This is a genomic window from Patulibacter ginsengiterrae, from assembly GCF_056269115.1.
Window position 1 is genome coordinate 119,741 of record NZ_JBWDOG010000011.1, and the last position, 24,648, is coordinate 144,388.

General features: G+C 75.7%; 22 protein-coding genes. 8 read left to right on the forward strand and 14 right to left on the reverse strand.

Annotated features, from left to right (window positions below; genetic code table 11):
- Nucleotides 1-8: 8 nt before the first annotated feature.
- From ACVUH9_RS15285 to ACVUH9_RS15315, 7 genes are all read right to left on the reverse strand, one after another.
- Nucleotides 9-2,291, reverse strand: coding sequence for a molybdopterin-dependent oxidoreductase (locus ACVUH9_RS15285; RefSeq protein ID WP_475758379.1), 2,283 nt, complete (start codon nucleotides 2,289-2,291; stop codon nucleotides 9-11).
- Between the two features lie 462 nt (nucleotides 2,292-2,753).
- A complete protein-coding gene (locus tag ACVUH9_RS15290) occupies nucleotides 2,754-3,986 on the reverse strand; it encodes a macrolide family glycosyltransferase (protein WP_475758381.1) in 1,233 nt (410 codons plus the stop codon).
- 485 nt (nucleotides 3,987-4,471) lie between these two features.
- On the reverse strand, nucleotides 4,472-5,059 hold the full coding sequence (locus tag ACVUH9_RS15295; RefSeq protein WP_475758383.1) for a hypothetical protein: 588 nt from the start codon (nucleotides 5,057-5,059) through the stop codon (nucleotides 4,472-4,474).
- A gap of 328 nt (nucleotides 5,060-5,387) precedes the next feature.
- On the reverse strand, nucleotides 5,388-5,972 hold the full coding sequence (locus tag ACVUH9_RS15300) for a hypothetical protein (RefSeq protein ID WP_475758385.1): 585 nt from the start codon (nucleotides 5,970-5,972) through the stop codon (nucleotides 5,388-5,390).
- A 20-nt stretch (nucleotides 5,973-5,992) separates the two neighbouring features.
- On the reverse strand, nucleotides 5,993-6,781 hold the full coding sequence (locus ACVUH9_RS15305) for an aldo/keto reductase (protein ID WP_475758428.1): 789 nt from the start codon (nucleotides 6,779-6,781) through the stop codon (nucleotides 5,993-5,995).
- A 182-nt stretch (nucleotides 6,782-6,963) separates the two neighbouring features.
- Entirely contained in the window at nucleotides 6,964-7,920 is a 957-nt protein-coding gene (locus ACVUH9_RS15310; RefSeq protein WP_475758387.1) for an MBL fold metallo-hydrolase, read from the reverse strand.
- 110 nt (nucleotides 7,921-8,030) lie between these two features.
- Nucleotides 8,031-9,161 carry a GlxA family transcriptional regulator gene (locus tag ACVUH9_RS15315; RefSeq protein ID WP_475758389.1) on the reverse strand — a complete coding sequence of 377 codons (1,131 nt, stop codon included), beginning with the start codon at nucleotides 9,159-9,161 and terminating at the stop codon, nucleotides 8,031-8,033.
- A gap of 73 nt (nucleotides 9,162-9,234) precedes the next feature.
- On the opposite strand from ACVUH9_RS15315, the gene ACVUH9_RS15320 reads away from it, so the two are divergent.
- Nucleotides 9,235-9,876 (forward strand): DJ-1/PfpI family protein, encoded by a 642-nt coding sequence (locus ACVUH9_RS15320; RefSeq protein WP_475758391.1) that lies wholly within the window; start codon nucleotides 9,235-9,237, stop codon nucleotides 9,874-9,876.
- On the opposite strand, the gene ACVUH9_RS15325 is transcribed toward ACVUH9_RS15320, so the two are convergent.
- On the reverse strand, nucleotides 9,873-11,276 hold the full coding sequence (locus ACVUH9_RS15325) for an ankyrin repeat domain-containing protein (protein WP_475758393.1): 1,404 nt from the start codon (nucleotides 11,274-11,276) through the stop codon (nucleotides 9,873-9,875). The two genes, ACVUH9_RS15320 and ACVUH9_RS15325, sit on opposite strands and share 4 nt — an antisense overlap.
- A 197-nt stretch (nucleotides 11,277-11,473) precedes the next feature.
- On the opposite strand from ACVUH9_RS15325, the gene ACVUH9_RS15330 reads away from it, so the two are divergent.
- From ACVUH9_RS15330 to ACVUH9_RS15340, 3 genes are all read left to right on the forward strand, one after another.
- Nucleotides 11,474-11,836, forward strand: coding sequence for an MmcQ/YjbR family DNA-binding protein (locus ACVUH9_RS15330; protein WP_475758395.1), 363 nt, complete (start codon nucleotides 11,474-11,476; stop codon nucleotides 11,834-11,836).
- A gap of 181 nt (nucleotides 11,837-12,017) precedes the next feature.
- Nucleotides 12,018-13,700 (forward strand): FAD-binding dehydrogenase, encoded by a 1,683-nt coding sequence (locus ACVUH9_RS15335; protein WP_475758397.1) that lies wholly within the window; start codon nucleotides 12,018-12,020, stop codon nucleotides 13,698-13,700.
- A 172-nt stretch (nucleotides 13,701-13,872) separates the two neighbouring features.
- Entirely contained in the window at nucleotides 13,873-15,108 is a 1,236-nt protein-coding gene (locus ACVUH9_RS15340; protein WP_475758399.1) for a PucR family transcriptional regulator, read from the forward strand.
- A gap of 43 nt (nucleotides 15,109-15,151) precedes the next feature.
- On the opposite strand, the gene ACVUH9_RS15345 is transcribed toward ACVUH9_RS15340, so the two are convergent.
- Complete coding sequence (locus ACVUH9_RS15345; RefSeq protein ID WP_475758401.1) at nucleotides 15,152-16,351, reverse strand: cobalt-precorrin-5B (C(1))-methyltransferase; 1,200 nt, start codon at nucleotides 16,349-16,351, stop codon at nucleotides 15,152-15,154.
- Nucleotides 16,352-16,481: 130 nt separating this feature from the next.
- Between ACVUH9_RS15345 and ACVUH9_RS15350 the strand changes: the two genes are divergently transcribed.
- Complete coding sequence (locus ACVUH9_RS15350; protein WP_475758403.1) at nucleotides 16,482-16,721, forward strand: type II toxin-antitoxin system Phd/YefM family antitoxin; 240 nt, start codon at nucleotides 16,482-16,484, stop codon at nucleotides 16,719-16,721.
- A 2-nt stretch (nucleotides 16,722-16,723) separates the two neighbouring features.
- Nucleotides 16,724-17,098 (forward strand): type II toxin-antitoxin system VapC family toxin, encoded by a 375-nt coding sequence (locus tag ACVUH9_RS15355; RefSeq protein WP_475758405.1) that lies wholly within the window; start codon nucleotides 16,724-16,726, stop codon nucleotides 17,096-17,098.
- A gap of 19 nt (nucleotides 17,099-17,117) precedes the next feature.
- On the opposite strand, the gene ACVUH9_RS15360 is transcribed toward ACVUH9_RS15355, so the two are convergent.
- On the reverse strand, nucleotides 17,118-18,674 hold the full coding sequence (locus ACVUH9_RS15360) for a carboxylesterase/lipase family protein (RefSeq protein ID WP_475758407.1): 1,557 nt from the start codon (nucleotides 18,672-18,674) through the stop codon (nucleotides 17,118-17,120).
- Nucleotides 18,675-18,776: 102 nt separating this feature from the next.
- Nucleotides 18,777-19,244 carry a hypothetical protein gene (locus ACVUH9_RS15365; RefSeq protein WP_475758409.1) on the reverse strand — a complete coding sequence of 156 codons (468 nt, stop codon included), beginning with the start codon at nucleotides 19,242-19,244 and terminating at the stop codon, nucleotides 18,777-18,779.
- Between the two features lie 95 nt (nucleotides 19,245-19,339).
- Here ACVUH9_RS15365 and ACVUH9_RS15370 point away from each other — a divergent pair, with 95 nt between their 5' ends.
- Both ACVUH9_RS15370 and ACVUH9_RS15375 read left to right on the forward strand, forming a co-directional pair.
- On the forward strand, nucleotides 19,340-20,023 hold the full coding sequence (locus ACVUH9_RS15370; protein ID WP_475758411.1) for a helix-turn-helix transcriptional regulator: 684 nt from the start codon (nucleotides 19,340-19,342) through the stop codon (nucleotides 20,021-20,023).
- A gap of 78 nt (nucleotides 20,024-20,101) precedes the next feature.
- Nucleotides 20,102-20,446 (forward strand): hypothetical protein, encoded by a 345-nt coding sequence (locus ACVUH9_RS15375; protein ID WP_475758413.1) that lies wholly within the window; start codon nucleotides 20,102-20,104, stop codon nucleotides 20,444-20,446.
- A gap of 9 nt (nucleotides 20,447-20,455) precedes the next feature.
- Here ACVUH9_RS15375 and cobM read toward each other — a convergent pair whose 3' ends face one another.
- The 3 genes from cobM to ACVUH9_RS15390 are packed head-to-tail and all read right to left on the reverse strand — an operon-like array spanning nucleotide 20,456 to nucleotide 24,404.
- Nucleotides 20,456-21,403: a precorrin-4 C(11)-methyltransferase gene (gene cobM / locus ACVUH9_RS15380; protein ID WP_475758415.1), complete on the reverse strand. Its 948-nt coding sequence runs from the start codon at nucleotides 21,401-21,403 to the stop codon at nucleotides 20,456-20,458.
- On the reverse strand, nucleotides 21,400-22,008 hold the full coding sequence (locus ACVUH9_RS15385) for a hypothetical protein (RefSeq protein ID WP_475758417.1): 609 nt from the start codon (nucleotides 22,006-22,008) through the stop codon (nucleotides 21,400-21,402). The genes cobM and ACVUH9_RS15385 overlap by 4 nt, the downstream gene beginning before the upstream one ends.
- A complete protein-coding gene (locus ACVUH9_RS15390; protein ID WP_475758419.1) occupies nucleotides 22,005-24,404 on the reverse strand; it encodes a VWA domain-containing protein in 2,400 nt (799 codons plus the stop codon). The genes ACVUH9_RS15385 and ACVUH9_RS15390 overlap by 4 nt, the downstream gene beginning before the upstream one ends.
- Nucleotides 24,405-24,648: the final 244 nt, after the last annotated feature.

A 24,648-nucleotide genomic window follows, 5' to 3' on the forward strand; every position in this document is an offset into this window, starting at 1 on the left:
GGAGTGGGTCAGTCGCCGCCGACGCCGATCGTCTCGCGGTCGCCGACCCGGGTGACCGTCACCGGGATCCCGTTGAGGACCGCGTTGCCCGAGATCGCGTCGACCGCCCGGTCGTCGCTCAGCAGGTTGGAGTTGGTGCCGGGCCGCTCGGCCGCGACCCGCAGCTGGGTCCCCGCGGCGTCGTGGCCCCAGCCGTGGGGGAGCGAGACGACCCCGGGCATGACCGCGTCGGTGACGGCGACCAGGGCCTCGACCTCACCCGCGCGCGAGGCGACCCGGGCCTGGCCGCCGTCGACGATCCCGAGCCGGGCGGCGTCGTCGGGGTGGACCTGGAGCGTGCAGCGCTCGGGACCGCCGGCCAGCAGCGGCAGGTTGTGCATCCAGGAGTTGTTGGAGCGCAGGTGACGGCGGCCGACGAGCACCAGCTGGTCGGGCGCCGCGGTCTCGGCCAGCGACGCCTCGAGCCGCGGCACGTCGGCGAGCAGCAGCTCCGGCGCCAGCTCGATCCGGCCGCTGGTCGTGCGCAAGGCCTCGGGCAGGCGCGGCTCCAGCGGGCCGAGGTCGAGCCCGTGGGGCAGCTCCTCGAGCGTCGCCAGGGTCAGCCCGTCGCCGTCGGTCCCGCTGCCGTAGGGGCCGGTCCGCAGCAGCAGGTCGAGGAACCGCTCCGGTCCGACTCGCGGCTGGCCGTCGGCGTCGACCAGCGCCTCGATCACCGCGGCCGGGTCCTCGCCGACGATCGGCGAGCGGGGCGTGGCGGCCTCGCGGCGGGCGGCCTCGGTGACCACGAAGCGGTCGAGCATCTCGACGTCCGCGTCCGGCCCCTGACCGGCGAGCAGCGCCATCAGCCGCAGCAGGATCTCCCACTCGTCGGGGCGGGACGGGTCGCGGGCGACGACCGGCGGCGAGTAGTTGGCGACGTTGCGGACGGCGAAGCCGTTGAAGACGAGGTCGAAGTGCGAGCGCTCCAGCGGCGACGGCGCGGGCAGCACGACGTCGGCGTGACGGGTGGTCTCGTTGCGGTAGATGTCGACGCAGATCAGCGCGTCGAGCCGGTCGAGCGCGGCCTCGACGCGGGCGGAGTCCGGAGCCGAGCGGGCGGGGTTGCCGGCGATCGTGATCAGGGCCCGGATCTGGTCCTCGCCGGGGGTCTCGATCTCCTCCGCGAGGCACGAGGTCGGCAGCTCGCCGAGGGTCTCGGGCAGCCCGCGGACGCGGCTGCCCCAGCGCGACGGCCGCATCCCGCGGCCGCGGCCCGGTTCGCCGCGGGTCGACGCGGCGCCGGCCGCGGGCCGGGTGAACATCGCGCCGCCGACCCGGTCGAGGTTGCCCGTCAGCACGTTGAGGACGTCGACCAGCCACGAGGTGAGGGTGCCGAACGGGACGGTGCAGGTGCCGATCCGGCCGTAGACGGCGGCGGTCGGGGCGGCGGCCAGCTCGCGGGCGAGGCGGCGGATGTCGGCCGCCGGGACCCCGCAGTGCTCGGCGACCCGCTCGGGCGGGAAGGCCAGTGCGGTCTGCTCGACCAGCTCGATCCCGTTGGTGATCGCGGCCAGGCGTCCAGGCGCGGTGAGGCCCTCGTCGAACAGCACGTGGACCATCGCCATCAACAGCAGCACGTCGCCGCCAGGCCGGACGAAGACGTGCTCGTCCGCCTCCTCCGCGGTCCGCGAGCGGCGCGGGTCGACGACCACCAGCCGGCCGCCACGAGCCCGCAGCGCGCGCAGCCGGCCACGGATGTCGGGCGCCGTCAGCAGGCTGCCGTTGGAGGCCATCGGGTTGGCCCCGAGCATCAGCAGGAAGTCGGTCCGGTCGAGGTCGGGGATCGGCAGGCTCAGCGGGGTGCCGAACATCTGGCCCATCGACACGTGCTTGGGCATCTGGTCGAGCGTGCTGGCGCTGAAGACGTTGCGGCTGCCGAGGGCGCGGACGACCATCGGCGCGTAGATCGTCGCCGACAGCGAGTGCGAGTTGGGGTTGCCGAGGTAGATCGCCCCGGCGTTGCGGCCGTGCTCGGCGAGCAGCGGGGTCAGCAGCCGGTCGACCTCGGCAAAGGCCTCGTCCCAGCTCGCCTCGACCAGCTCGCCGTCCCGCCGCACCAGCGGGGTCCGTAGGCGGTCGGGGTCCTCGTGCAGCTGCTTGATGCTGACGCCCTTCGGGCAGAGGAACCCGTGCGAGAAGACGTCGTCCTGGTCGCCCCGGACCTTCGTGACCCGCTCGTCCTCGACGGTGAGCTCCAGGCCGCAGGTCGCCTCGCAGAGCGGGCAGGTGCGGTAGGCGGTGCGGGTGGCCATCGGGATCTCCTCCCCGGGGCGTGCGGGTGCACGTGGTCCGGTAGGGCCAGCCTACGCGGCGCGTGTACGGCGAACAAGAATGCGGGGTGGGAGGGGCGTGGAAGGCGGCGGGGGCTGAGGGTCGTGGGGTGGCCGGGGCCGTGGGGGCGCGGTGTCGGAGGGCCGTGGGGGGGCGGGACGCGGGGTGGCGGGGCCGCAGGGTGGCGGGGCGTCGGAGGCCGTGGGGCCGGGGGGAGCCGCTCGGTCGGGAGGCCGTGGGGCCGGGCGGCCGGGCGGGGCGGCCCCGGGTGGCGGGGCCGCCCCGGGGTGGCGGGCCGGCCGCGGGGTGGCGGGCCGGCCGCGGGGTGGCGGGCCGGCCGCGGGTGGCAGCCAGGCGCGGCGGCGTGCGTTCTCGTTGAGGTTGACCACCGTAGAGGTGGCAAACCTCAACCAGAACGCCCGCGCCGCCCCGCCGCACCCCGCTCAGGCCGCCCGGCCCAGACCCCGCCGCGCCTCCGCCAGCGCGGCCTCGACCGCGTCGCTCGCCGGGCCGACCCCGCCCTGGGCCCGGACCTCGGCCCGGACGTCGGTGATCCGGGTCCCGATCTGGGGGTCGGCGAGCACCTCGCGGACCGCCCGCCCGAGCGTCTCGGCGGTCACCTCCTCGGCCGGCAGGTGGCGGCCGACGCCCAGCTCCTCGATCCGCGGGCCGTTGATCAGCTGGTCGACGGCCTGGGGGATCGCGACCATCGGCACGCCGAACCAGAGCGCCTCGGTCACCGAGCCCATCCCGGCGTGGGTGACGAAGGCGCTGGCGTGCTCCAGCACCGTCAGCTGGGGGACCGAGCGGTGGACCTCGACGAACTCCGGCAGCGGCCCGAGCGCCGCGGGATCGACGTGCGCACCGATCGACAGCAGCACGTGCAGGCTGCCGTCGGCGAACGCCTCGAGACAGGCCCGGTAGACGTCGAGCTGGTCGTTGTAGGCGGTGCCGAAGGAGACGAACACGACCGGCCTGCCGCTCGCGGGTGGCGCCCAGCCCGGCGCACCGATCCGGTCCTCGTCGAGGCACGGGCCGACGAACCGCTTGCTCGGGGCGACCCGGTCGGCGTTCGGCTGCATCGCCCGCGGGATCAGCACCAGCGACCGCTCGCGGTGGGCGAAGAACCGCTCGGGATCGCCGGTGACCCCGTTCTCCCGCAGCCACGCGGCCTGGACCCGGTAGAGCTCCTGGCCGGCGGGCGAGGCGCGCAGCTCGTCGAAGAACGCGGCCATGTCGTCCTCGTAGCCCTCCCAGGCGACGTAGGTGGGGGAGAGCTCGAGGGTCGGCACATCCCAGCGGACGCCGGCGACGGGCCCGGCCATCCCGCCGATGTCGTGCAGGATCAGGTCGGGCCGGTCGTCGTCGAGCGCCGCGAGCAGCTGCGGCAGGACGTGGATCGCCTCGTCGAGGAACAGCCGCATCCCTCCCGCGGCGTCCTCCGGCCACTGCTCACGCGAGCCACCCACGGTTGGCAGCAGCGTGGTGCAGGCGATCAGCTCGGCGCCGGTCGGCTCGATCAGCTCAGCCAGGGGCGCTCCGACGGCGTAGCTGACGCGGTGGCCGCGGCGGACGAGCTCGCGGATCAGCGCGAGGCTGGGGTAGATGTGGCTCGGCGCGGTCGCGCCGACCATCAGGATGTGCGCCCGGTCGCGGGCGGGGGTGGCAGCAGGCATGGGGCCTCTTCCTCTGGTCGCGCGTCACCCGCAGCGGGCGACGACGGGGGCCGCCCGGGTGGGCGACGGTGGACGCCGCCCACGGTGGGGCGACGGATGACGTCGCCCGCGAACGGACGACGGAACGCGCCGCCCGACGAGGGACGGCGGCCGACCGCGCACGGGTGCGCGGTCGGAGAGCAGGGCCGCGCCCGGGGTCCGAAGACGGCGGGCGAGGGGCCGAGCGAGCGACCTAGACGAAGTAGTGCGCGAACATGGCTTCGAGCCTAGCAACCGGGGGCGGCGGTCGGGGCGGGCCGGTGGTGAGCGGCCAGGGGTCGGTGACGTGGGAGCTGGGCCCCGGCGGCTGGGCGGGTGCGGGTGGGGGCGTTGGCCCGTTCTCTTTGAGGTTGACCGCCGCATAGCGGGCAAACCTCAAAGAGAACGGCGCCGCCCCGCCCGGCCGCGCGGGACGGCGTCGCGGGGATCCAGGGCGCGCCCGCGTCTCAGGTCACCCGCGTCCCCGCGACCCAGGTCCCGAGCGGCCGCGGGCGGATGCGTCGCGTCCCGCAACGCCGCGCCACGGCCAGGGCGGCTTCGACGGCGTCGGCCGCTGGCTCGCCGCCGGGTGGCCATCGTCGGCCGTCGGTCTCGCCGGCGGCACCGGTGCCCCAGGCCGCGTAGCTCGGCGCGACCTGCACCGCCGGCACGCTCCAGCGGAGCCCGGCGACGGGACCGGCCAGCCCGCCGACGTCGTGGAGGATCAGCTCCGGCCGGTCGTGGTCGAGCGCGTCGAGCAGCTGGGGCAGGACGTGGACCGCCTCGTCGACGAACAGCTGCATCCCGGCGTCGGCGTCCTCCGGCCAGGCGAGGCCGGGCCGGGCGAGCGTCGGCAGCAGCGTGGTGCAGGCCAGGACGTCCGCCCCGGTTGGTCGCACCAGCCCGGCGAGCGGCGCGCCGATCGCGTAGCTGACGCGGTGTCCGCGGCCGACGAGCGCGTCGATCAGCGACAGGTTCGGGTAGACGTGGCTCGGGGTGGTCGTTCCGACCATCAGGATGTGGGCCCGGTCGTGGGCGGGGTTCTCGGTAGGCACGGGGCCTCCTCTGCTCGTGTGCCGCCCGCAGCGGGGCGACAGCTGGTGCCGCCCAGGGGCGGGCGGCGGATGACGTCGTCCGGGGGACGACGGATGGCGCCGCCCTCAGGCAGGCGGCGGAGGCGTCATCGAAGCGATGACGGCGCAGGTGGCGCGCAAGGACGCGCGGAGGCACGACCGGGGTTCGGAGACGGCGGTCGTGCGGCGGGCGAAGGCCCTAGAAGACGAAGACAGACATCAGGCTGGGACCCTACCAGCGGAATCCGGCGGAACGGTGGTCCGCGTGCGGGAATCCCCGTCCGCGGAGTGGCCGCTCCGGCACGGGAGGTCAGGCGCCGGCGTGCGGAGGAACGACGACCTCAAGCGCGCGGGCGCGGGCGAGGACGTCGGCCGGCACGCTCGCGCTCGTCTCGGGCAGGCCCAGCGCGGGCCACTCGCAGACGAGCCGCAGGTCCCCGCTGACCGGCGCAGGACCGACGGTGATCGAGATCCGGCGGACGTGCGGGTCGCTGCTGCCGCCACGCTCGCTCCAGGTCAGAGCGTCGGCCGGGCCGTCCGCCGAGCGCCACCGGTCCCACGGCAGGTTGGTCGCCCGTCGTCCGTCGGCGTACGCGACGCCGAGACGGAGATAGCCGTCCGGCAGCGATTCGCCGGGCTCGAGCACGTAGTCGAGGTACTGGTCTCGCGCGGTCCGGCGGGGCGACCCGCGGTTGATCGCCTGCCAGTCGATCCGCAGGAGGCCCTCGCCGACGGCGAGCGTTGCTACGACCACCGCATCGCCGGCATCGGCGACGACGATCGGCGACGGGACCTGGCCGGGGATCGCGTGGCCGTCGAACGCGGTCTGGGCCCACGGTCCGCCGTCCTCGTCGGTCGGACGGTGGGCGGGAGCGCTGGCGGCGAAGAACCCCATCGGCAGAGCCTAGAGCGGGGCTAGTGCCCGAACTGCTCCGCGTCCGTGACGCCCTCGTCGCCCCGGTCCAGCTCGCCGATCGCGGTCAGGTCGTCGGGGGAGAGCGCGAAGTCGAAGACCTCGAGGTTGTGGCGCTGGCGCTCGGGGTTCGCGGACTTGGGGATCGCGATCGTGCCGATCTCGACGTGCCAGCGGAGCACGATCTGGCCCGGGGTCCGGCCGTGGGCCTCGGCGATCCGGGTGATCACCGGCTGCTTCAGCAGGTCGCCGCCTTGGCCGAGCGGGCTCCAGGCCTCGGTCGCGATCCCGTTGCGGGTCAGGTACTCACGGGTCTCGGCCCGCGACTTGGTCGGGTCGAGCTCGATCTGGTCGACGTCGGGGATCACGCCGGTCGCCTCGACCACCCGCTCGACGTGGGCGGGCATGAAGTTCGAGAGCCCGATCGCCTTCACCCGCCCGTCCTCCAGCAGCTTCACGAGCCCCTTGTAGGCGTCGACGTAGCGGTTCTGCTGCGGGTTCGGCCAGTGGATCAGGAACAGGTCGATGTAGTCGACGTCGAGCTTGCGGGCGCTGCGCTCGAAGGCCCGCTGGACCTCGTCGATGCCGTGGTCCTCCCGGTTGAGCTTGGTCGTCACGAACAGCTCGTCGCGGGGGACGCCGCTGGCCCGCAGGCCGCGGCCGACGCCGACCTCGTTGCCGTAGTTGAAGGCGGTGTCGATCAGCCGGTAGCCGATCCCGATCGCGGAGGCGACGGCCCGCTCGGCCTCCGCGTCGTCCAGCGGCCAGGTCCCGAGGCCGAGGCGCGGCATCTGCGCGCGGTTGGCGAGGGTCACGGTCGGGGCGAGCGGCGTGGTCACGGTGGGCCTCCTGGGGCGGGCCGCCGGGGGACGGCCGACGAAACGGCTTCCCCTCACGCTACCCCGCGCCGGCCGTCCGCTCACACCCGATCCGGCGGCACGTCCACGAATCCGTGGAATCAACCGTCTCGCGCTCAGCCCCGGACCGTCTCCATCGGCCGCAGGGCCGCGACCCGGAAGTCGCGGCTGACCGCGTGGATCTCGTCGGGCAGGCCGGCGAGGTGCACGTTGAGCGAGAACCCGAGCGGCGCCTCGACCGGCCGGAAGAAGTCGTCGAAGTGGCTGGCGACGACGACCTGCGGCTCCAGCCGGCGGAGGATCCGCGACCAGTAGTCGCGGGTGAAGCCGCGTCCGGCGATCCCGGCCAGGAAGACGTCGACGCCGCCGGTCGGGACCTCGTCGTCGAGCAGGTTGGCGCTGCCCTGGTGGTAGAGCGTGATCCCGGCGACCTCGATCCGGATCCCCCAGACGTCGCCGCACTTGTAGGCCGAGGTGTTGAGGCCGTCGACGTGCTCGCAGGTCAGCTCGCCGGCGGACGGGACCGCGTAGCCGAGGATCAGCTTCGAGTGCACGCTCGGCACGAAGCTGACCGTGAACGGGCCGAGCTCGTAGCGGTGGTGCGGCTCGACCTGGACCGTCGAATCGGCCATCCCGTAGAGCGACATCAGCTGGACCAGCGAGCGCGAGCCGTAGGCCGGCGCGCCGTAGCGGCGGCAGAGCACGGGCACGTCGATCGCGTGGTCGAAGTGGGTGTGGCCGACGAGCACCCCGAGCACGTTGCCGGCCCGGGGGTCGAGCAGCCGCTCGTGGAGGCCCGCGTCGGGGACGACGGTCCGGCCGCGGACGACGTCGCCGATCGGGACCCGGGTCAGGAACGGGTCGAGGTAGATGGTCTGGCCCTCGTAGGTCAGCCGGTAGCCGGCGACCCCGAGCCACTCCAGCTCGAGGCCCGCGGGCAGGCCGAGCGGGACGTCGGCCAGCTCGCCGAGCAGGTCGGTGTCGTCGCGCTCACGGCTCCGGCGGTCGCGGGCGAAGTGGGCGAGGTTGCCGATGTAGTGGGCGACCTCACGCGGGCTGGGAGAGCGGCTCATGGCGGGGCGGGACGGTCGGGAGCGGGCGGCGCCGGGTTCGGCGCCGTTCCGGGCACGCTAGCGCTGCCGGGCGCCGGCAGACGCCGGATCAACCGCCGACGGACGCCGGATCAGCCGCTGGGGACGTCGGCCGCGGTCGCCGGGGCGCGGTCGCGGAACGTTCGCCGGTAGGCGGTCGGCGTCGTTCGCGCGCGGCGTCCGAAGTGCTGGCGGAGCGAGGCGGCGCTGCCGAAGCCGCTGCGGTGGGCGACCTCCTCGACCGGCAGGTCGGTCCGCTCCAGCAGGGCCTGGGCGACGAGCGTCCGCTGGTCGAGCAGCCACTGGGCGGGGGTCGTGCCCGTCTCGTCGCGGAAGCGGCGGGCGAAGGTCCGGGGCGAGACGCAGGCGTGGCGGGCGAGGGTCGCGACGTCGAGTGAGTCGGCCAGCCGCTCCAGCGCCCAGGCGCGGGTCGCCTCGAGCCCGGCGGCGAGCGCCCGCCCGTCGGCGTCGAACCCCGGACCGCCGCCGGCGACCGGGCGCGGGACGAACTGGGCCTGGCCGCCGTCGCGGTGCGGGGCGACGACCGTCCGCCGGGCCAGCCGCCCGGCCAGCTCGGCGCCGTGGTCGCGGCGGATCACGTGCAGGCAGAGGTCGAGTCCGGCCGCGACGCCGGCGCTGGTCAGGATCTGGCCTTCGTCGACGTAGAGCACGGCCGGGTCGACGTCGACCCGCGGGAACAGGGCGGCCAGCTGCGAGGCGGCCTGCCAGTGGGTCGTCGCGCGGCGGTCGTCGAGCAGGCCGGCGTGGGCGAGCACGAACGCGCCGGTGCAGACGGACATCACCCGGGCGCCGCGGGCGGCGGCGGCGCGGAGGCCGTCGAGCACCGCCGCGGGCGGCTCGTGGACGTGGTCGGAGAGCCCGGGGACGACGATCGTGTCGGCGGTGTCCAGGACCTCGAGCCCGTGCGGGGCGACCACGTCGAAGCCGGTGGTGGTGGTCACGGGGCCGGCCGCGAGCCCGGCCAGCGCGAAGTCGTAGCGGCGGCCGCCGCAGTGTCCGAAGAGGTGCGACGGCGCGGCGAGGTCGAGCAGCACGACCCCGGGCAGGGCGAGCGCGACGACGCGGTGGGGCGGCGGCGCGGCGGGCAGCGACCGCGATCGGCCGGCCGCCGGGGTCGGCGCGGCGGGGCCGGACGTTCCCGACGCGGCGGTGGGCGTGGCGGGCGGCCGGGGCCCAGGAGGAGGATCGGCGGGCGGCGGCATCCTGGCAGGATCCTAGCGACAGGTGGCATTCCTGCCACTGGTCAGGCGTACGGGCGGCGAGCACGATGGACGTATGAGCGACTCCCGCCCCGTGCCCCCCGCCCTCCCGACCGTCGAGGTGCTGCTCTTCGACGGCTTCGACGAGCTCGACGGGGTCGGCCCGTTCGAGGTCCTCGACGCCGCCGGCTTCGTGGTCGACGCCGTCGGCCTCCGGCCCGACGTCCACCGCGTCGCCGGCGCCCACGGCCTGACGATCGCCGTCGACGGACCGCTCGGCGACGCGCCGGGGATCCTGGTCGTGCCCGGCGGGGGCTGGCTGGAGGCGGGAGGCGGCGGGGTCCGGTCGCTGGTCGAGGACCGCACGCTGCTGGACGCGATCGTCGCCCGGCACGCCGCCGGCACGGTCGTCGCCTCGGTCTGCACCGGCGGGCTCGTGCTCGGCGCGGCCGGCCTCCTGAACGGGCGGCCGGCGGTCACCAACCGGCTCGCACTCGACGGGCTGCGGAGCATGGGCGCCGACGTCCGGCCCGAGGCGCGGGTGGTCGACGACGGCGACGTGCTGACCGCCGGTGGCCCGCTGGCGGGGATCGACCTGGCGATCCGGCTGGTCGAGCGCTACTGCGGCGCGGAGGCCGCCGTCGCGGCGACCGAGCGGCTCGAGCACGAGCGGCGCGGGCCGCTGCTGGTCACGCGGGAGGCCTCCGCGCTGCGCTAGCCCGCGTTCCGCAGCCGCGCCGCCGCGGCCGGCTGCTCCCCGAACGCCGCCCACTCCGCGGCGGTCGCGTCGTGGAGCGCGTCGCGCAGGGCCGGGTCGGCCCCGCCCCGCAGCAGGGCGTCGATCGCGCCGACCTGGCCGTACTGCGCGGCCAGGTGCAGCGCCGTGACGCCCTCGCCGTGGTCGGCCCCGCCGAAGCTCGCCTGACGATCCGGATCGGCGCCCAGCGCGAGCAGCCGTTCGATCGCCGCGACCCGCCCGCCGGCCGCCGCCCAGGCCAGGGCGGTACCGCGGTAGACGTCGGCGTCGAGGTCGGCACCGAGCGACGCCAGCCGCCCGATCGCCTCCACGCGGTCGTTGCGGGCCGCCCAGGCCAGCGCCTCGTCGCGGATCTCGCCGTAGGCGTCGGACGACGACCAGCGAGGGAACCCGCCGTGCGGCCGGTAGAAGCCGCGGTCGGCACGGGCCGCCGGTCGCAGACGACCGTCCTTCACGACCAGCGCGTCGAGCAGATCGAGCCGCCCGAGCCCGGCCGCGACCCGCAGGTTGCCCGGCGCGAGGTCGTGCTCGGCCAGCAGCTGCGCGGCCTCGTGGTGGCCCCAGAACAGGGCCACGATCAGCGGTGTGCCGCCGTCTCCACGGGCCGAGATCCCGACCGGCGCGCCGGCGTCGAGCAGGATCCGGACCAGCGGGACCGCTCCGAGGTAGGCCGCCTGGTGCAACGCCGTCCAGCCGTGGGCGTTCGGGCGGCCGGGATCGGCGTCCCGCTCCAGGAGGGCCCGCAGCAGCCGCTCGTCGCCGGTCGCCGTTGCCATCCCCAGCAGATCGTTGTCGTTGGTTCCGCGCGCGTCGACCAGCTCCGGGAAGCGGTCCAGCAGGACGGCGAGCGCCGCGGGGTCGCGGGCCTCGACCACCCGGTAGGCCCGGGCGAACGGCTCGCCCGCCTCGCGCAGCGCCTCGACGTGGAGGCGGAGCGCGGTCCAGTCGGAGAAGCCGTGCTGGCGGGCGATCGCGGCCTGCGCGCCGTCGGCGGTCAGCGGCAGCGCGTGGCGCGCGAAGGCGGCAAGCGCGTCGTCGGTGCCGTCCTCGGCCGAGGCCAGGAGGCCGCTCGCGCGGTCCTCGTAGTAGTCGACGTCCTCGTGGAAGGCGTGCTGGAGCGCCGGGCCGTGGGCGGCGGCCCGCTCGACGTAGGCGCGCAGCCGCGGCCAGTCGGCGAAGCCGTGCTCGCGGGCGATCGCGAACTGCGCGTCGGCGAGCTTCGGGGGCGTCGGGCGGTCGACCTGCGCGGCGATCCGCGCGGCGGCCGCGGCGTCGCCGGCGCGGTGCGCGCGGAGCAGCTCCTTGGCCTGCTTGCGCAGCTGCTCCAGGCGAGGAGCGGCGGGAAGCGATGCGGGGGACATGGGTGACCTTCGTTCCGGGATGCCCGCGGTCCGCTCGCGTCGGGCAGGACGAAGGATCCGGCCACTGGGTGCTGCGTGGGGACGGGCTCGGCCCTCTCCGCGGACGGGGCGCGCTCCCCGGCGCGCTCTCGCGACCCTACCGCAGCCGGCCGGCGTCGCCCGCCCACGCGCGCCCGGCCCGCGGCTAGGGTCGGGGCATGCCCAGCTGGGAGGACGTCGTCGCGATCGGACTGCGGCTGCCGGAGACGGAGCTGTCGAGCTCGTACGGCGAGCCGGCGCTGAAGGTCCGCGGCAAGGGCTTCTGCCACCTGCGCACGAAGCCCGAGGCGCTGGTCGTTCGCGTCCCCGACCTCGAGCGGCGCGACCTGCTGCTCCAGGGGCGGCCGGAGGCGTTCTTCACCACCCCGCACTACGACGGCTACCCGTACGTGCTCGCCCGGCTCGAGCTGGTCGACCCCGAGGAGCTGGAGGAGGCGATCGAGGAGGCCTGGCGCACGCGGGCGCCGAAGCGGGTCGTGGCCGCGTACGACGCGCAGCGGCCGCCGGTCGACGAGGACTGACGCGCCGATCGCCGTTCCCGTCGGAGTCGCCGGCGGAGCGTCGATCGCCGTCCGACGACGTTGGGGTCCGCCGCCCGCCTCCGTGTCCCGCCGCTCGCCTGGGCACCGCGCCCACCCGTGCGCGCGAAGTCCGGGCACCGCGCCCCTTGTCCGCGCCCGCCTCAGCACGGAGGATGGGGCGATGCAGACGCACCAGGACCAGGCCGACGTCATCGTGGTCGGCGGGGGGCTCGCCGGCCTCGTCGCCACCTCCGAGCTGATCGACGCCGGCAAGCGGGTCCTGCTCGTCGACCAGGAGGCCCGGCAAACACTCGGCGGGCAGGCGTTCTGGTCGCTCGGCGGCCTGTTCCTGGTCAACTCGCCCCAGCAGCGGCGGATGCGGATCAAGGACTCGTTCGAGCTGGCCTGGCAGGACTGGCAGGGCACCGCCGGCTTCGACCGCGACGAGGACCACTGGCCGCGCCAGTGGGCCGAGGCCTACGTCCGCTGGGCCGCGGGCGAGAAGCACGACTGGCTGGTCGAGCAGGGCATCAAGCTGATGCCGCAGGTCGGCTGGGCCGAGCGCGGCGACGGCACCGCCGAGGGCCACGGCAACTCGGTCCCCCGCTTCCACCTGACCTGGGGCGTCGGGCCGGCCGTGATCCGTCCGTTCGTGGCCAAGCTCGAGGCCGCCGCCAAGAACGGGCTGGTCGACTTCCGCTTCCGCCACCGGGTCGACGGGCTGGTCACCACCGACGGGGCGGTGACCGGGGTCCGGGGCGCGATCCTCGAGCCCACGACGGCCGAGCGCGGCACGCCGACGTCGCGGGTCGAGGTCGGCGAGTTCGAGCTCTCGGCGCAGGCCGTGATCGTCACCTCCGGCGGGATCGGGGCCAACCTCGACCTCGTCCGCAAGAGCTGGCCGAAGCGGCTCGGCAACGCGCCGAAGCACATGGTCCAGGGCGTCCCCGACTACGTCGACGGGCGGATGATCGGGATCACGCAGGAGGCCGGCGGCGGGATCGTCAACCCGGACCGGATGTGGCACTACGTCGAGGGGATCCACAACTGGGACTCGATCTGGTCCAACCACGGGATCCGGATCATTCCCGGGCCCTCGTCGCTGTGGCTGGACGCGACCGGCAAGCGGCTGCCGCCGCCGAACTTCCCCGGCTTCGACACGCTCGGCACGCTCGACCACATCATGCAGACGGGCCACGAGCACAGCTGGTTCGTGCTGACCCAGAAGATCGTCGAGAAGGAGTTCGCGCTCTCGGGGTCGGAGCAGAACCCCGACATCGCCAGCCAGAGCATCCGCGAGGTGATCAAGAGCCGGCTCGCGAAGGGCGCGCCGGGGCCGGTCCAGGCGTTCGTCGACCACGGCGTCGACTTCGTGACCGCGACCGATCTCGACAGCCTCGTGCGCGGCATGAACGCCAAGACCGACGCGCCGCTGATCGACCGTGACGCGCTCGAGCGGACGATCGTCGCCCGCGACCGCGAGGTCGACAACACCTACACCAAGGACCTCCAGATCTCCGCGATCCGCAACGCGCGGACGTACCTGGTCGACAAGATCACCCGTGTCGCCGCGCCGCACCGGCTGCTCGACCCGGAGAACGGGCCGCTGATCGCGGTCAAGCTCAACATCCTGACCCGCAAGACGCTCGGCGGGCTCCACACCGACCTCGACGCGCGGGTGTTGACCGAGAGCGACGACCCGAAGACGGCTCAGCCGGTCCCGGGCCTCTACGCGGCGGGCGAGGTCGCCGGCTTCGGCGGCGGCGGGATGCACGGCTACCGGGCGCTGGAGGGGACCTTCCTCGGCGGCTGCCTGTTCTCGGGCCGGACGGCGGGGCGCGCCGCCGCCCGCCAGCTGGGCTGAGCGGGCGGCGCCTGGCGACCGTGGACGCTTCGGATTCCGGGCCGCACGACGTTCTCCAGGACTGGCGTCCGGTTCGAACGCCGCGCGACCCGACCTCCTTGGTCCACGAACCCCGAGCATCCGCCCGCGAGGCGCCGCACGAGCCCGCGCGACGAGGGCCGATAATGCGGGGGTGACCAGCACGCCCGGATCAGCCGCTCGCGCCGTGCGCGACGTCGTCGAGCGGATCGACGTCGACGCGCTCGCGGCCCAGGTCGAGGCCGACCTGCGGGACGAGCCGGCCTACCGCCGGTTCGTCCACGACGAGCAGCTGGAGGACCGCGGCCGCTCGGTGATCCGCTGGAACCTGGAGCTGTTCGGCCGCTGGCTCGTCGACGGGCAGGCGCCGTCGGACGACGATCTCGCGCGGATCGGCGACCTGGTCCGGATCCGGGCCGAGGAGGGCCTGCCGATCGAGGACGGGCTCCAGGTCTACCGGCGGGGTGCGCGGATCGGCTGGGAGGCGCTGCTGCGGCTGTCGAGCGGCGGGGAGCGGCTGGCGCTGCTCGAGGGCAGTGCGGTCTACGTGGCGTACGTCGATCTCGTCGCCGACGCCTTCCTCGCCGCCTACGCCGAGCGGGGCCGTCACCTGGTGCCGGAGGAGGCCGCGGCCCGCGGGCTGCTGGAACGCCTGCGCGCGGGGACGCTCCCCGGGTCCGCCGAGCGGCAGGAGGCGGAGCGACTCGGCGTCGGGCTCGACGGGGCGCTCGGGCCGCTGGCGATCGTGGTCCCCGGGGCACCGGTCGGCGCCCACGTCGAGCTGGCCGCGCGGCTGCGGGCGGGCGGGATCCTGGCCGCGGTCGACCGGGGCGGTCCCGCGTCCGCCGCCGGGGACGGCGGCCGCAGCGCCGGCCGGGCGCCGACGGTGCTCGCGCTGACCGCCGAGCCGGTCGGCGAGCGGCCCGGCGCGATCGCCGGGTCGATCGGCGCCTCGGCTTCCGTGGCGGGCGCCCGCACCGTCGAGGCCGCGGCGCCCGACGGGGCCGTCTTCGCCGACGGTCCGGCGACCGAGGTCGCGGGCCTCGAGGCGGCCTTCGCCGAGCTGCTGACCCTGGTGGGCCTGGGGGCGGCGTCCGGTCGTCGGGGGCGGGTCGTCGCGGGCGACTTCCTCGTCGAGCTGCTGCTGCGACAGGCGCCGACGGCCGCCGGGCGGATCGAGCGCCGGGTCCTCGACGGGCTCGACGACGAGCTGGTCGCGACCCTCCGCGCGCTGGTCGCGCACGACTTCGACCGGGCGGCGACGGCCGCCGCGCTGCCGGTCCACCGCAACACGCTGCGGGCCCGGATCGGGCGGATCGAGGAGCGGACCGGCCTCGACCTGGGCCGGACCCACGACCGCGGCCTGGTCTGGCTCGCGGTCGGCGGGTAGGCGCGGCCGACGTCGCGGGGCGTCGGGGCGGTCGCGTGCTCCGTCAGCGGGCCGGCGGCGGCACCGGCCGGGCGGCCAGCGCGGCGGCGCTCGGCGAGCGTCCGACGACCTGCTCGCCGGGGTAGTCGATCAGCAGCACCCGCACCGGCAGGGCGGCCTTGACGTAGTCGCTCATCGTCGTCTCGGCGTGGGTGCAGACGAGATCCGGGGCGGCCGTCAGGCCGTGCTCCTGCCAGAGGTCGAAGGCGTGGCGGGCGGTGCGGACGGTCCGGACCTCGTCGGCGAGGGCGGCGCTGCCACCGACCTCCAGCGTCACCTGGGCGAGGTAGGCCGGGTCGATCTGCGACCGCGCGGAGTGGGTCATCAGCTCGCCGGCCGCGACCTTGGTCAGCTTGCCGGCCATCCCGACCATCACCACCTCGCGCAGGCCCAGCGTCCGGGCGCGCTTGAGCGAGTAGCCGATGAAGTCGCCGACCTCGATGAAGCAGACGCCGTCGAGCTCGGGCAGCAGCCGCTGGGCGAACCGCTCGCTGCGACCGCCGGTGGTCAGGACGACGGTGCCCATGCCCTGGGCGTGCATCACGTCGATCGCCTGCCCGACCGAGGCCCGCCAGGCGGCGGTCGAGAACGGCCGCACGATCCCGCTGGTGCCGAGGATCGAGATCCCCCCGAGGATCCCCAGCCGCGGGTTCGAGGTCTTCTGGGCCATCGCGTCGCCGCCGGGCACGCTGATCTCGACGATCACGCCGGTCTCGTCGAGGTCGAGGACCTCGGCCAGCGCGGCGGCGATCTGCTTGCGCGGCCCGGCGTTGATCGCGGGACCGCCGACCTCGAGGCCGAGTCCCTCACGGGTGACGGTGCCGACGCCGGGGCCGGCGCGGAACACGACCCCGGGCGGATCGGCGACCGGGCGCAGGTGCAGCGTGACGGTGACGTGGGCGCCGTGGGTGACGTCGGGATCGTCGCCGGCATCCTTCACCACCACCGCACGGGCCTGGTCGCCGGCCAGTCGTTCGATCGCGTGGATCGGCAACGTCGCCCGCTGGTCGCCGCGGACGAGCGCGACGTCGACCCGTTCGGGCGTCTCGCCGTCCTGCAGCAGCAGCGCGCAGGCCTTGGCCGCGACCGACGAGCAGGTGCCGGTCGTCCAGCCCTTGCGCAGGCCGGTCGCCGAACGGCGCTCGCTGAGGCGGGCGGGAGCACCCGGCGCCTCGGGCGGGGTGTCGGCAGGGGCGCCCTCCATGCCAGGGACGGTAGCGCGCGGGGGCGGGGCGAACCGATCGGGTCTTCCGCGGAGAGCTGGCACTCGTTCGGCTGTCTATTGGTGCTGTTCGAACTAGCTAAGTCACTAGTTCGGTCGGTACGATGGGGGCATGACGACCGTGGGGATGCACGAGGCGAAGACGCAGCTCTCGCGCTTGGTCGAGCAGGCGCTCGCCGGCGACGAGGTCGTGATCACCCGCCGCGGCAAGGCCGTCGTCCGGCTCGCGCCGGTGCACGAGGTCAAGCGGACGTTCGCCGAGCTGCGCGGGACGGTCCCTGGGCTCCGCATCGCGGAGGACTTCGACGAGCTGCCCGACGACGTGGCTCGTTCGCTGGGCATGGTCGACTGACGGTGCTGCTCGACACGCACATCGTGCTGTGGTGGTTGGCCGGCGACGTCGACCGACTCGGCGCGCAGGTCGTCGAAACGCTGGAGCGTCCGGAGGTGGACGTGACCATCAGCGCCGTCGTCGTCTGGGAGGCCGCGATCAAACGCGGCCTCGGCAAGCTCGATCCGCCGCTTCCGGATCTGCTCGATCGGCTCGAGGCCAGCGACGTCCGGATCCTGCCGATCGGCGCTCGCCACACGGATCGCGTGGCGCGTCTGCCGCTCCACCACCGCGACCCGTTCGATCGGCTGCTCGTCGCTCAGGCGCAGCTGGAAGGGCTCCCGATCGTGACGGTCGACCCGTGGATCGATGCCTACGACGTCCCGGTGATCCGGTGATCCGGTGACCTGAGCGGGCCTACCGCAGCCCGTCCCAGACCTCGCGCCGGGCCGCGCCCGGGTCCTCCTCGACCGCGCCTGCTCCGTTGGCGCCACCGAAGATCCGGACCGCCCGGCGATCGGGCGCGTAGGCGGGCCAGCCGGGGTCACCGGCGGTGACGAAGGCGACCCAGGCCCCGTGCATCTCGTCGGCCAGCGCCTGCGGGGCGTGGGGGCCGATCATGCCCCAGCCGCTCGGCTCGGCGGTGGTGTCGAAGGCGAAGCCGATCTCGACCGCGTGGGCCGCACCGAGCTGGCCGTCGAGCGACGGCGAGCGCCAGCGGAACTCGTAGAGGAAGGTCGCGGCCGGCCCGTTCCGGACCTCGGCCGTCCGGAGCGCGGGGATCCGGAAGAACCAGTCGCTGAGCAGCGCCTCGAGGCCGTCACCGGGGGTCGCGGCGTCGGCGTAGGCCTCGGCGGCCTCGGCGGGCAGGCCGTAGACGGCGCCGGCGGCCGGCAGCGCTTCCGGCGTGACGTGCGGCAGCGCGCCGAGCGGCGCCAGCCAGAAGCGGTACTCCTCGGCGTTGGTGCCGATCAGCAGCGGCAGGTCGGCGCCGACTCCGCCGGCGAGCCCGTCGATCGGCCGGCCGGGCACGACGTCCCCGTCGACGACTGGCTCGAACGGCATCGCGTCGAGCCCGAGCGCGCCCCACGACGCGCGGTCGGTCGCGGAGACCTCGCCCGACAGCACGAGCTGGGCGGCGATGAAGTCGTCGATCGGGACGGAAGCGAAGCCGGCCGCGGTCGGGGCGACGTCGAGCCGGCGGCCGAGCTCCTCCGCGACCCGCTGGGCGCTCTCCGGCGACTGGACGTGGTGGCCGGCCCCGCTCTGGGCGATCACGCCACGGAACAGGCCGGTCGTGGTGGGCGAGGCGAGCAGGCTGACGGCGCTCATCGCCCCGGCCGACTCGCCGGCGATCGTGACCCGCTCGGGGTCGCCCCCGAAGGCGGCGATCTCGTCCTGGACCCACCGCAGCGCCGCGATCTGGTCGAGCAGCCCGCGGTTCGGCGGTGCGTCGGGCAGCAGCCCGAAGCCGTCCATCCCCAGCCGGTAGTTGAGGGTCACGCAGACGACGCCGTCGCGGGCGAAGGCACGGCCGTCGTAGTTGCCGACCGCGCCGCAGCCGGCCCGGAAGGCGCCGCCGTGGATCCAGACCAGGACCGGCAGCAGGCCGTCGTCGCCGGCCTCGCGCGCGGTGGTCTGGCCGCTGTCGGTCGCATGCGGGCCGCTGCCCAACCGCCCGGCCGGCGTCCAGACGTTGAGGTTGAGGACGTCGTCGCCCGGGATCATCGGGTCGCTGAGCATCCGGTCGAACGGCGGCGCGTAGGCCGGCTTCGGCGGGGTCGGGCCGAACTCGGTCGCGTCGCGAACGCCGTCCCAGGCGGCGACCGGGACGGGGGCGGCGAACCGCAGCTCGCCGACCGGCGCGGCGGCGTACGGGATCCCGCGGAAGACGGCGACCTCCTCCTCGACGGTTCCGCGCACCGCCCCGCGCGTGGTCGATACGACGGGGAGGCCGGCGACGGAGGCGGTCATCGCGGGGACGCTATCCGAGTGGTCGGGCCAGCTCGTGGTCGGGCGGCCGCATGGCCGGGGTGCGGCGGGCGGCCCGGACGCGGTCCGGAGCCGCCGCCTCCGTCACCGGCGGGCTCGGCGGTGCGTCGGATCGTCGTAGTGCCAGGCCAGGCGGGTGAGGGTGAGCGCGGCCAGCAGCAGCCCGAAGTCGCGGAGGGCGATGTCGTAGTAGCCGGAGAACGTCAGGTAGTTGACGATGATGCCGGCGAGCCAGGCGGCGACCAGCGGGGCGCCGAAGCGCGGACGGACCGCGACGGCGATCCCGGCCACGATCTCGATCACCCCGACGAGGTGCATCGCGTCGGCGCCGTCCCCGGGCAGGAGGTCGTTGATCCACGGGGCGAGGTAGACCGGCCAGTCGACGAGGACGTTGAAGAACTTGTCGAGCCCGAACAGGATCGGCGCGACGGTGAACGCCACGCGCAGCATCAGGAAGGCCTGGTAGCCGAGGTCGGGGCGGGCCGTGGCCGGCGGCGGGGCCGAGGGCGGGTTCGGCAGCGACCGGGCGTGGATGGGGGCGTCGGTGGACATCGTGGGGCTCCGTTCTAAAACTAATGAGACTGCGCAAAAGAGAGTAGGCCGCGCCCCGGTGGAATGTCAAGAGTCGTTAGCGATAGAATTTGGCGATGGGCGATCCCGGCCTCGAAGCGATCTCGACCCTGGGCGGCCTGGCGGACCCCGTTCGCCGCCGGCTCTACGACGCAGTCGCCGCGGCGGAGGAACCGCTGGGGCGCGTCGAGGCGGCACAGGCCGCCGGCGTCACCCGCACGCTCGCCGCCTACCACCTGGACCGACTGGCGAAGGACGGGCTGCTGGTCGTCTCCTACGCGCGCCGGACCGGACGCACGGGGCCGGGCGCCGGTCGTCCGGCCAAGCTCTACGCCCGTGCCGAGGTGGAGTTCGCCGTCACCGCGCCGCCCCGCGACTACGGGCTCGCGGCCCGGTTGCTGGCCGACGCCGCCGCGAGCGACACCAGCGGCGCGACCGGTCGGGCCCTGTGCGCCGCTGCCGAGCGGCTGGGGCGGGAGATGGCCGTCGACGCGGAGCCGTCCCCGGACGGGATCGAGCACGTCCTACGCTCGCGGGGGTACGAGCCGTACGCCGACGACGACGGGACGCTGCGGTTGCGCAACTGCCCGTTCCACGCCGCGGCCCAGCGTCACCCCGAGGTCGTCTGCGCCATGAACCTGGCGCTGATCGACGGGCTCGCGTCCGGATTGGCCTGCGACGCCCGGCCGGTGCTCGATCCGGCCCCCGGGCGCTGTTGCGTCGCGGTGCCGGTGACCGACGGTCCGCCGGACGGCGGCTGAGCGACGCCCGCGGACGGCCGCCCGGGATGGTCGGAGGCGACCATGGCCGGGGCCGTCCCGACGGGCCATGCTCGGATCATGGTGGCTTCGTCGTTCGGCTTCTCGGACGCGACCGTGGGGTCGCGGGTCATGACGTCGGCACGGCCGATCATGCGGACCGGCCCGTGGGACCCGCGCGACGGGGACCGGTCGCAGCCGGCCAGCGTCGTCGGGGTCGCGGTCGTCAGCAGGATCTGCGTGCGGCGCGATCGCCCGGGGGCGCTGGTGCGGCTCGTCGACGGGCGGCTGGCCGTGTCCGGAGACGTCGCCGTCGTCGGTTCGCGGCGGGCCGTCGCCGAGCAGGCCCAGGACCGGCTGCGACGGGCGGTCCACGCCGACGACGCGGCCTGGTGGCGGTCCGTGATCGGCGAGTGCGCGGCCTAGCCGCGCCGCTCAGGCCGCGGCGGGCGGCGGCTCGTCGGGGCCCGCGCTCGGCGCCGAGCCGTCGGCCGCCGGGCCCTTGCGGTACTTCGCCGGGCTCCCGAGTCGCCGGTAGCGGTGACCGTAGGTCGGGCGGTAGACGTGCGACCGCCGCTCCTGCTCGTCGTCGCGCAGGCCCGGGCCGAGGATGATCAGGGCCTGGGTGGTGATCTTGTGCTGCTTGAGGGTCGCGGCCAGCTCGTCGAGCCGGCAGCGCAGCACCAGCTCGTCGGGCCACGACACGCGGTAGCCGATCGCGGTCGGGGTGTCCGGCGCGTAGCCCCCGGCCAGCAGGTCGGCGACCAGCTCGCGCGGGCGGCGGACCGAGAGGTAGAGGGCCATCGTCGCCCCGTGGGCGGCGAGCTCGGCGAGCTGCTCGTTCTCCGGCATCGGCACCCGCACCGCCCGCCGGGTGAGGATCAGCGACTGCGCCACCTCGGGCACGGTCAGCTCCTGGCCCATCGCCGCCGCCATCGCCGAGAGCGAGCCGACGCCGGGGACGATCTCGTACGGCAGGTCGATCCGCCGGCAGGCGTTGATCTGCTCGTGGAGCGTCGCGTAGATCGACGGGTCGCCGGATTGCAGCCGGCAGACGGTCAGCCCGAGCCGGCGTGCGCGGGAGAACAGCCCGATCACGTCCTCGAGCGTGTGGTCGTCGCTGGTGAAGGTCTCGGCGTCGGCGCGCGCGTGCTCCATCACCTCGGGCGGGACCAGGCTCCGCGGCCAGACGACGATGTCGGCCTCGCCCAGGACCCGCGCCCCGCGCAGGGTCAGGAGGTCGGCCGCCCCGGGGCCGGCCCCGACGAAGAAGACCTTGCCGCGGCCGGGCTCGTGCTCGCCCGCAGGGGCGGCGCCGAGGCCGGCGGTCGGTTCGTGGGTCGTGGCCGCCGGGCCGTCCGGGGTCTCGCGCTCGTCGCTCACAGGTTGATCCCCGCCGCTCGCAGCAGGCGTGCGGCGCGCTCGGTCGTCCACGGCACCACCACCAGGCTGGCGTGGAGGCCGGGGGCCGACCAGCCCTCGTGCTGGCGGCCGATCGTCCACGCGGGCGCCTCGCCGGCGGTCACGTCGAGCGTGATCGCGGCCGACGGACGGCCGATCCGGCGCTCGCCGATCGCGTGCAGGGGGCCGTCGCCGGCGGCCAGCAGCTCGACGGTGTTGGGGACCCCGCCGCGTCCGGGCGCCGCCACCGCGGGCACCAGGTCGCACATCGCGTGGCCGTCGAGCTGCTCGGCGAGGTAGCCGAGTCCGGCCCCCTCGGCGACGATCGGGAGCCCGGCCCGGTGGAGGGCCACGACCGCGTCGCGCAGGGCGACGTTGGCCGAGAGCGCCGCGGCGTGGGGGACCGGGGCGCCGTCGCCGACGACCAGCGCGCTGGTGTTGGCCGGGAGCGCGGTGTCGACGGAGAGGTCGACGGTCGCGACCGCAGCGCCGAGCGCGGTGAACGCCTCGCGCAGGGGACGCGACGGCTCGAGCAGGGCCGGGCCTCCGGCGACGGCGACCACGGGCCGCGAGCGACGATCGTTCACGCGGCGACTCCGGCGGCGACGGGGGACGGGGGGACGGCGCGATCCCGCGGGCGGCCACGGGTCGGCTCCGGCTCGCCGGTCAGGACCGAGACCGGCAGCAGTCGGGCTCCGGCGGCGTCGGCGATCCGGCGGCTGAGCCCGAGCCGCACGCGACCCTGCTCGCTGTCGAAGACGACGACCCCGTCGGCGGTCCGGCCGAGCCGCTCGGCAGCACGTTCGGCGGCTCGCAGGCCGGCCTTGCCGCCCGACGCGCGCCCGTCGGTGACGATCACGCAGAGCGTCCGGCGGTGCGGGTCGCGGCGGCGGTGGGCGAGCAGCAGGTCGCTGGTCGCGTCGAGTCCGGCGGCCAGCGGGGTGCCGCCGCCGGTTGGGAGCCGCGCCAGGCCGGTCGCCGCCCGCTCGACCGAGCCGGTCGGGGGCAGCAGGACCTCGGCGTCGCGACCACGGAAGGCGATCAGGGCGACCCGGTCGCGGCGCTGGTAGGCGTCGAGCAGCAGGCCGAGCGCGGCGCCCTTGACGGCGGCCATCCGCTTGCGGGCGCCCATCGAGCCGGAGGCGTCGACGCAGAAGACGACCAGCGTGCCTTCGCGGCCGGCCCGGATCGGGGTCCGGTGGTCGACCGGCTCGACCTGCAGGCGGCGACGGGGCGCACGCTCGCCGGCGAGCGCGTCGGTGGTCGTCGCGGCGCGGATCGCGGCGGCCCGCAGGGTCGCGGTCACGGCGAGGTCGTCCTCGGCCCGCTCGCGGAGGCGGACGTCGACCGTCGGTCCGTGGGCGCCGCTGGTCCGTCCGCGGCGGCCACTGGGGGACGGGCGGGCCGAGCTGCCGCGGGCGAGCTCCAGCAGCGCGCCGACGCCGGATCCGGCCCCGCCGGCCTCGGGGCGGTCGGTCCGCTGGCGGGCGGGGGCGGAGGGGGAGAAGGGACGCTCGGCCTCGGCGGGCGGGGCCGAAGCGGACTCAGGATCCGCTTCCCCGGACGCGGGCTGCTGGCCGTCGGCGTCCGCCTCGGCGGTCGGGCCTCCGTCGGCGGTCGCAGCCGGATCCTCGTCCGGGGCAGGTCGGCCACCCGGCGGGGGAGCGCCCGGGCCGGGGGACGGCGATCCGTCAGCGTCCGAGCCCTCGGTGCCGTCGCGCGGTCCCGCCGAGCCGTCGTCCGGACCGGGGCCGCCGTCGTCCGGACCGGGGCCGCCGTCGTCCGGACCGGGGCCGCCGTCGTCCGGACCGGGGCCGTCGTCGTCCGGCCCGTCGTCGCCGGGATCGTCCCGGTGGGCGTCGTCGGGATCCTCGGGCGGCTCGTCGCCCCGGGCCTGGTCGAGCGCGTCGTCGAGCTCCTCCGGCTCGAGGCCGGGCGGGTCGAGCGGACCGCGGCGACGGCGGTGGGGCAGGGTCAGCAGCAGCGCGTCGCGGACGTCGTCGTCGATGACCTCGTCGCGTCCGGCGAGCGCGGCCAGCGCGCGGGCGCAGCGGGCGGCGACCAGGTCGGCGCGCAGCCCGTCGACGCCGAGCCGGGCGCAGGCGCCGGTGATCAGCCGCAGCATCCGGTCGCCGAGCCGGACCCGCGGAAGCAGCGCCAGCGCGGTCGCGATCTCCTCGGCGATCTCGGCCTCGGCCTCGGCCCAGCGCGCGGCGAACGCGGCCGGGTCGGCCTCGAAGGCGAGCCGGCGACGGACGACCTCGGCCCGGACGGCCGGATCGGTCGATCCGGCGACGGTCACGGAGAGCCCGAAGCGGTCGAGCAGCTGCGGCCGCAGGTCGCCCTCCTCCGGGTTCATCGTGCCGACGAGCATGAACCGCGCCGGGTGGCGGACGGAGACGTTGTCGCGCTCGACGACGGCCTCGCCCTGGGCGGCGGCGTCGAGCAGCACGTCGACGAGGTGGTCGCCCAGCAGGTTGACCTCGTCGACGTAGAGGATCCCGCGGTGGGCGCGGGCGAGCAGCCCGGGCTGGAGGACCGCGTCGCCGTCGCGCAGGGCCCGCTCGAGGTCGAGGGTCCCGACGACCCGGTCGACGGTCGCGCCGACCGGCAGCTCGACCAGCTGGGCAGCACGTCGCTCGACGCCGGGGACCGCGACGTCGACGGCCGTCGAGCCGATCGCGATCGCGCCCCGCGCCGCTCGCAGGTGTCCGGCGTCCACGAACGCGGCGGCCTCCGGGCTCGGCGAGCGGTCGGCCTCCTCCGGGGCGGTGCCGTACGGATCGCCGCTGATCACGTCGATCGGTGGTAGCAGCGGCTCCAGCGCGCGCACGGCCGTCGTCTTCGCGGTCCCGCGCTCGCCCCGGACGAGCACGCCGCCGACCTCGGGCGAGACCGCGTTGATCAGGAGGGCCCGCCGCAGGTCGTCCTGGCCGACGAGGGCGGTGAAGGGGAACCGGATGGCGGACACGCTGCCGGACATCCTCCCACGCCGTCGCCGATCCCGACCCGCGCGGCGGGGAAGCCCCGCGGTCGTGGTCGTGGCCGCGGCCGTCGCCCGTGCGGGTCGTGGTCGGGTTGGTGGCCGCCGCTGCTTCGTGGTCGTGGTCGGGTGCGTCGCCGCGGGCGTGGCCGCGGGGGTGGCCGCGGGGGTGGGATCGGGGTGGCGTCGGTCGTCGCCCGCCTCGTAGCGCGGCTCGGGGCGGGGCGGGGGCGGCCCGGTCCGG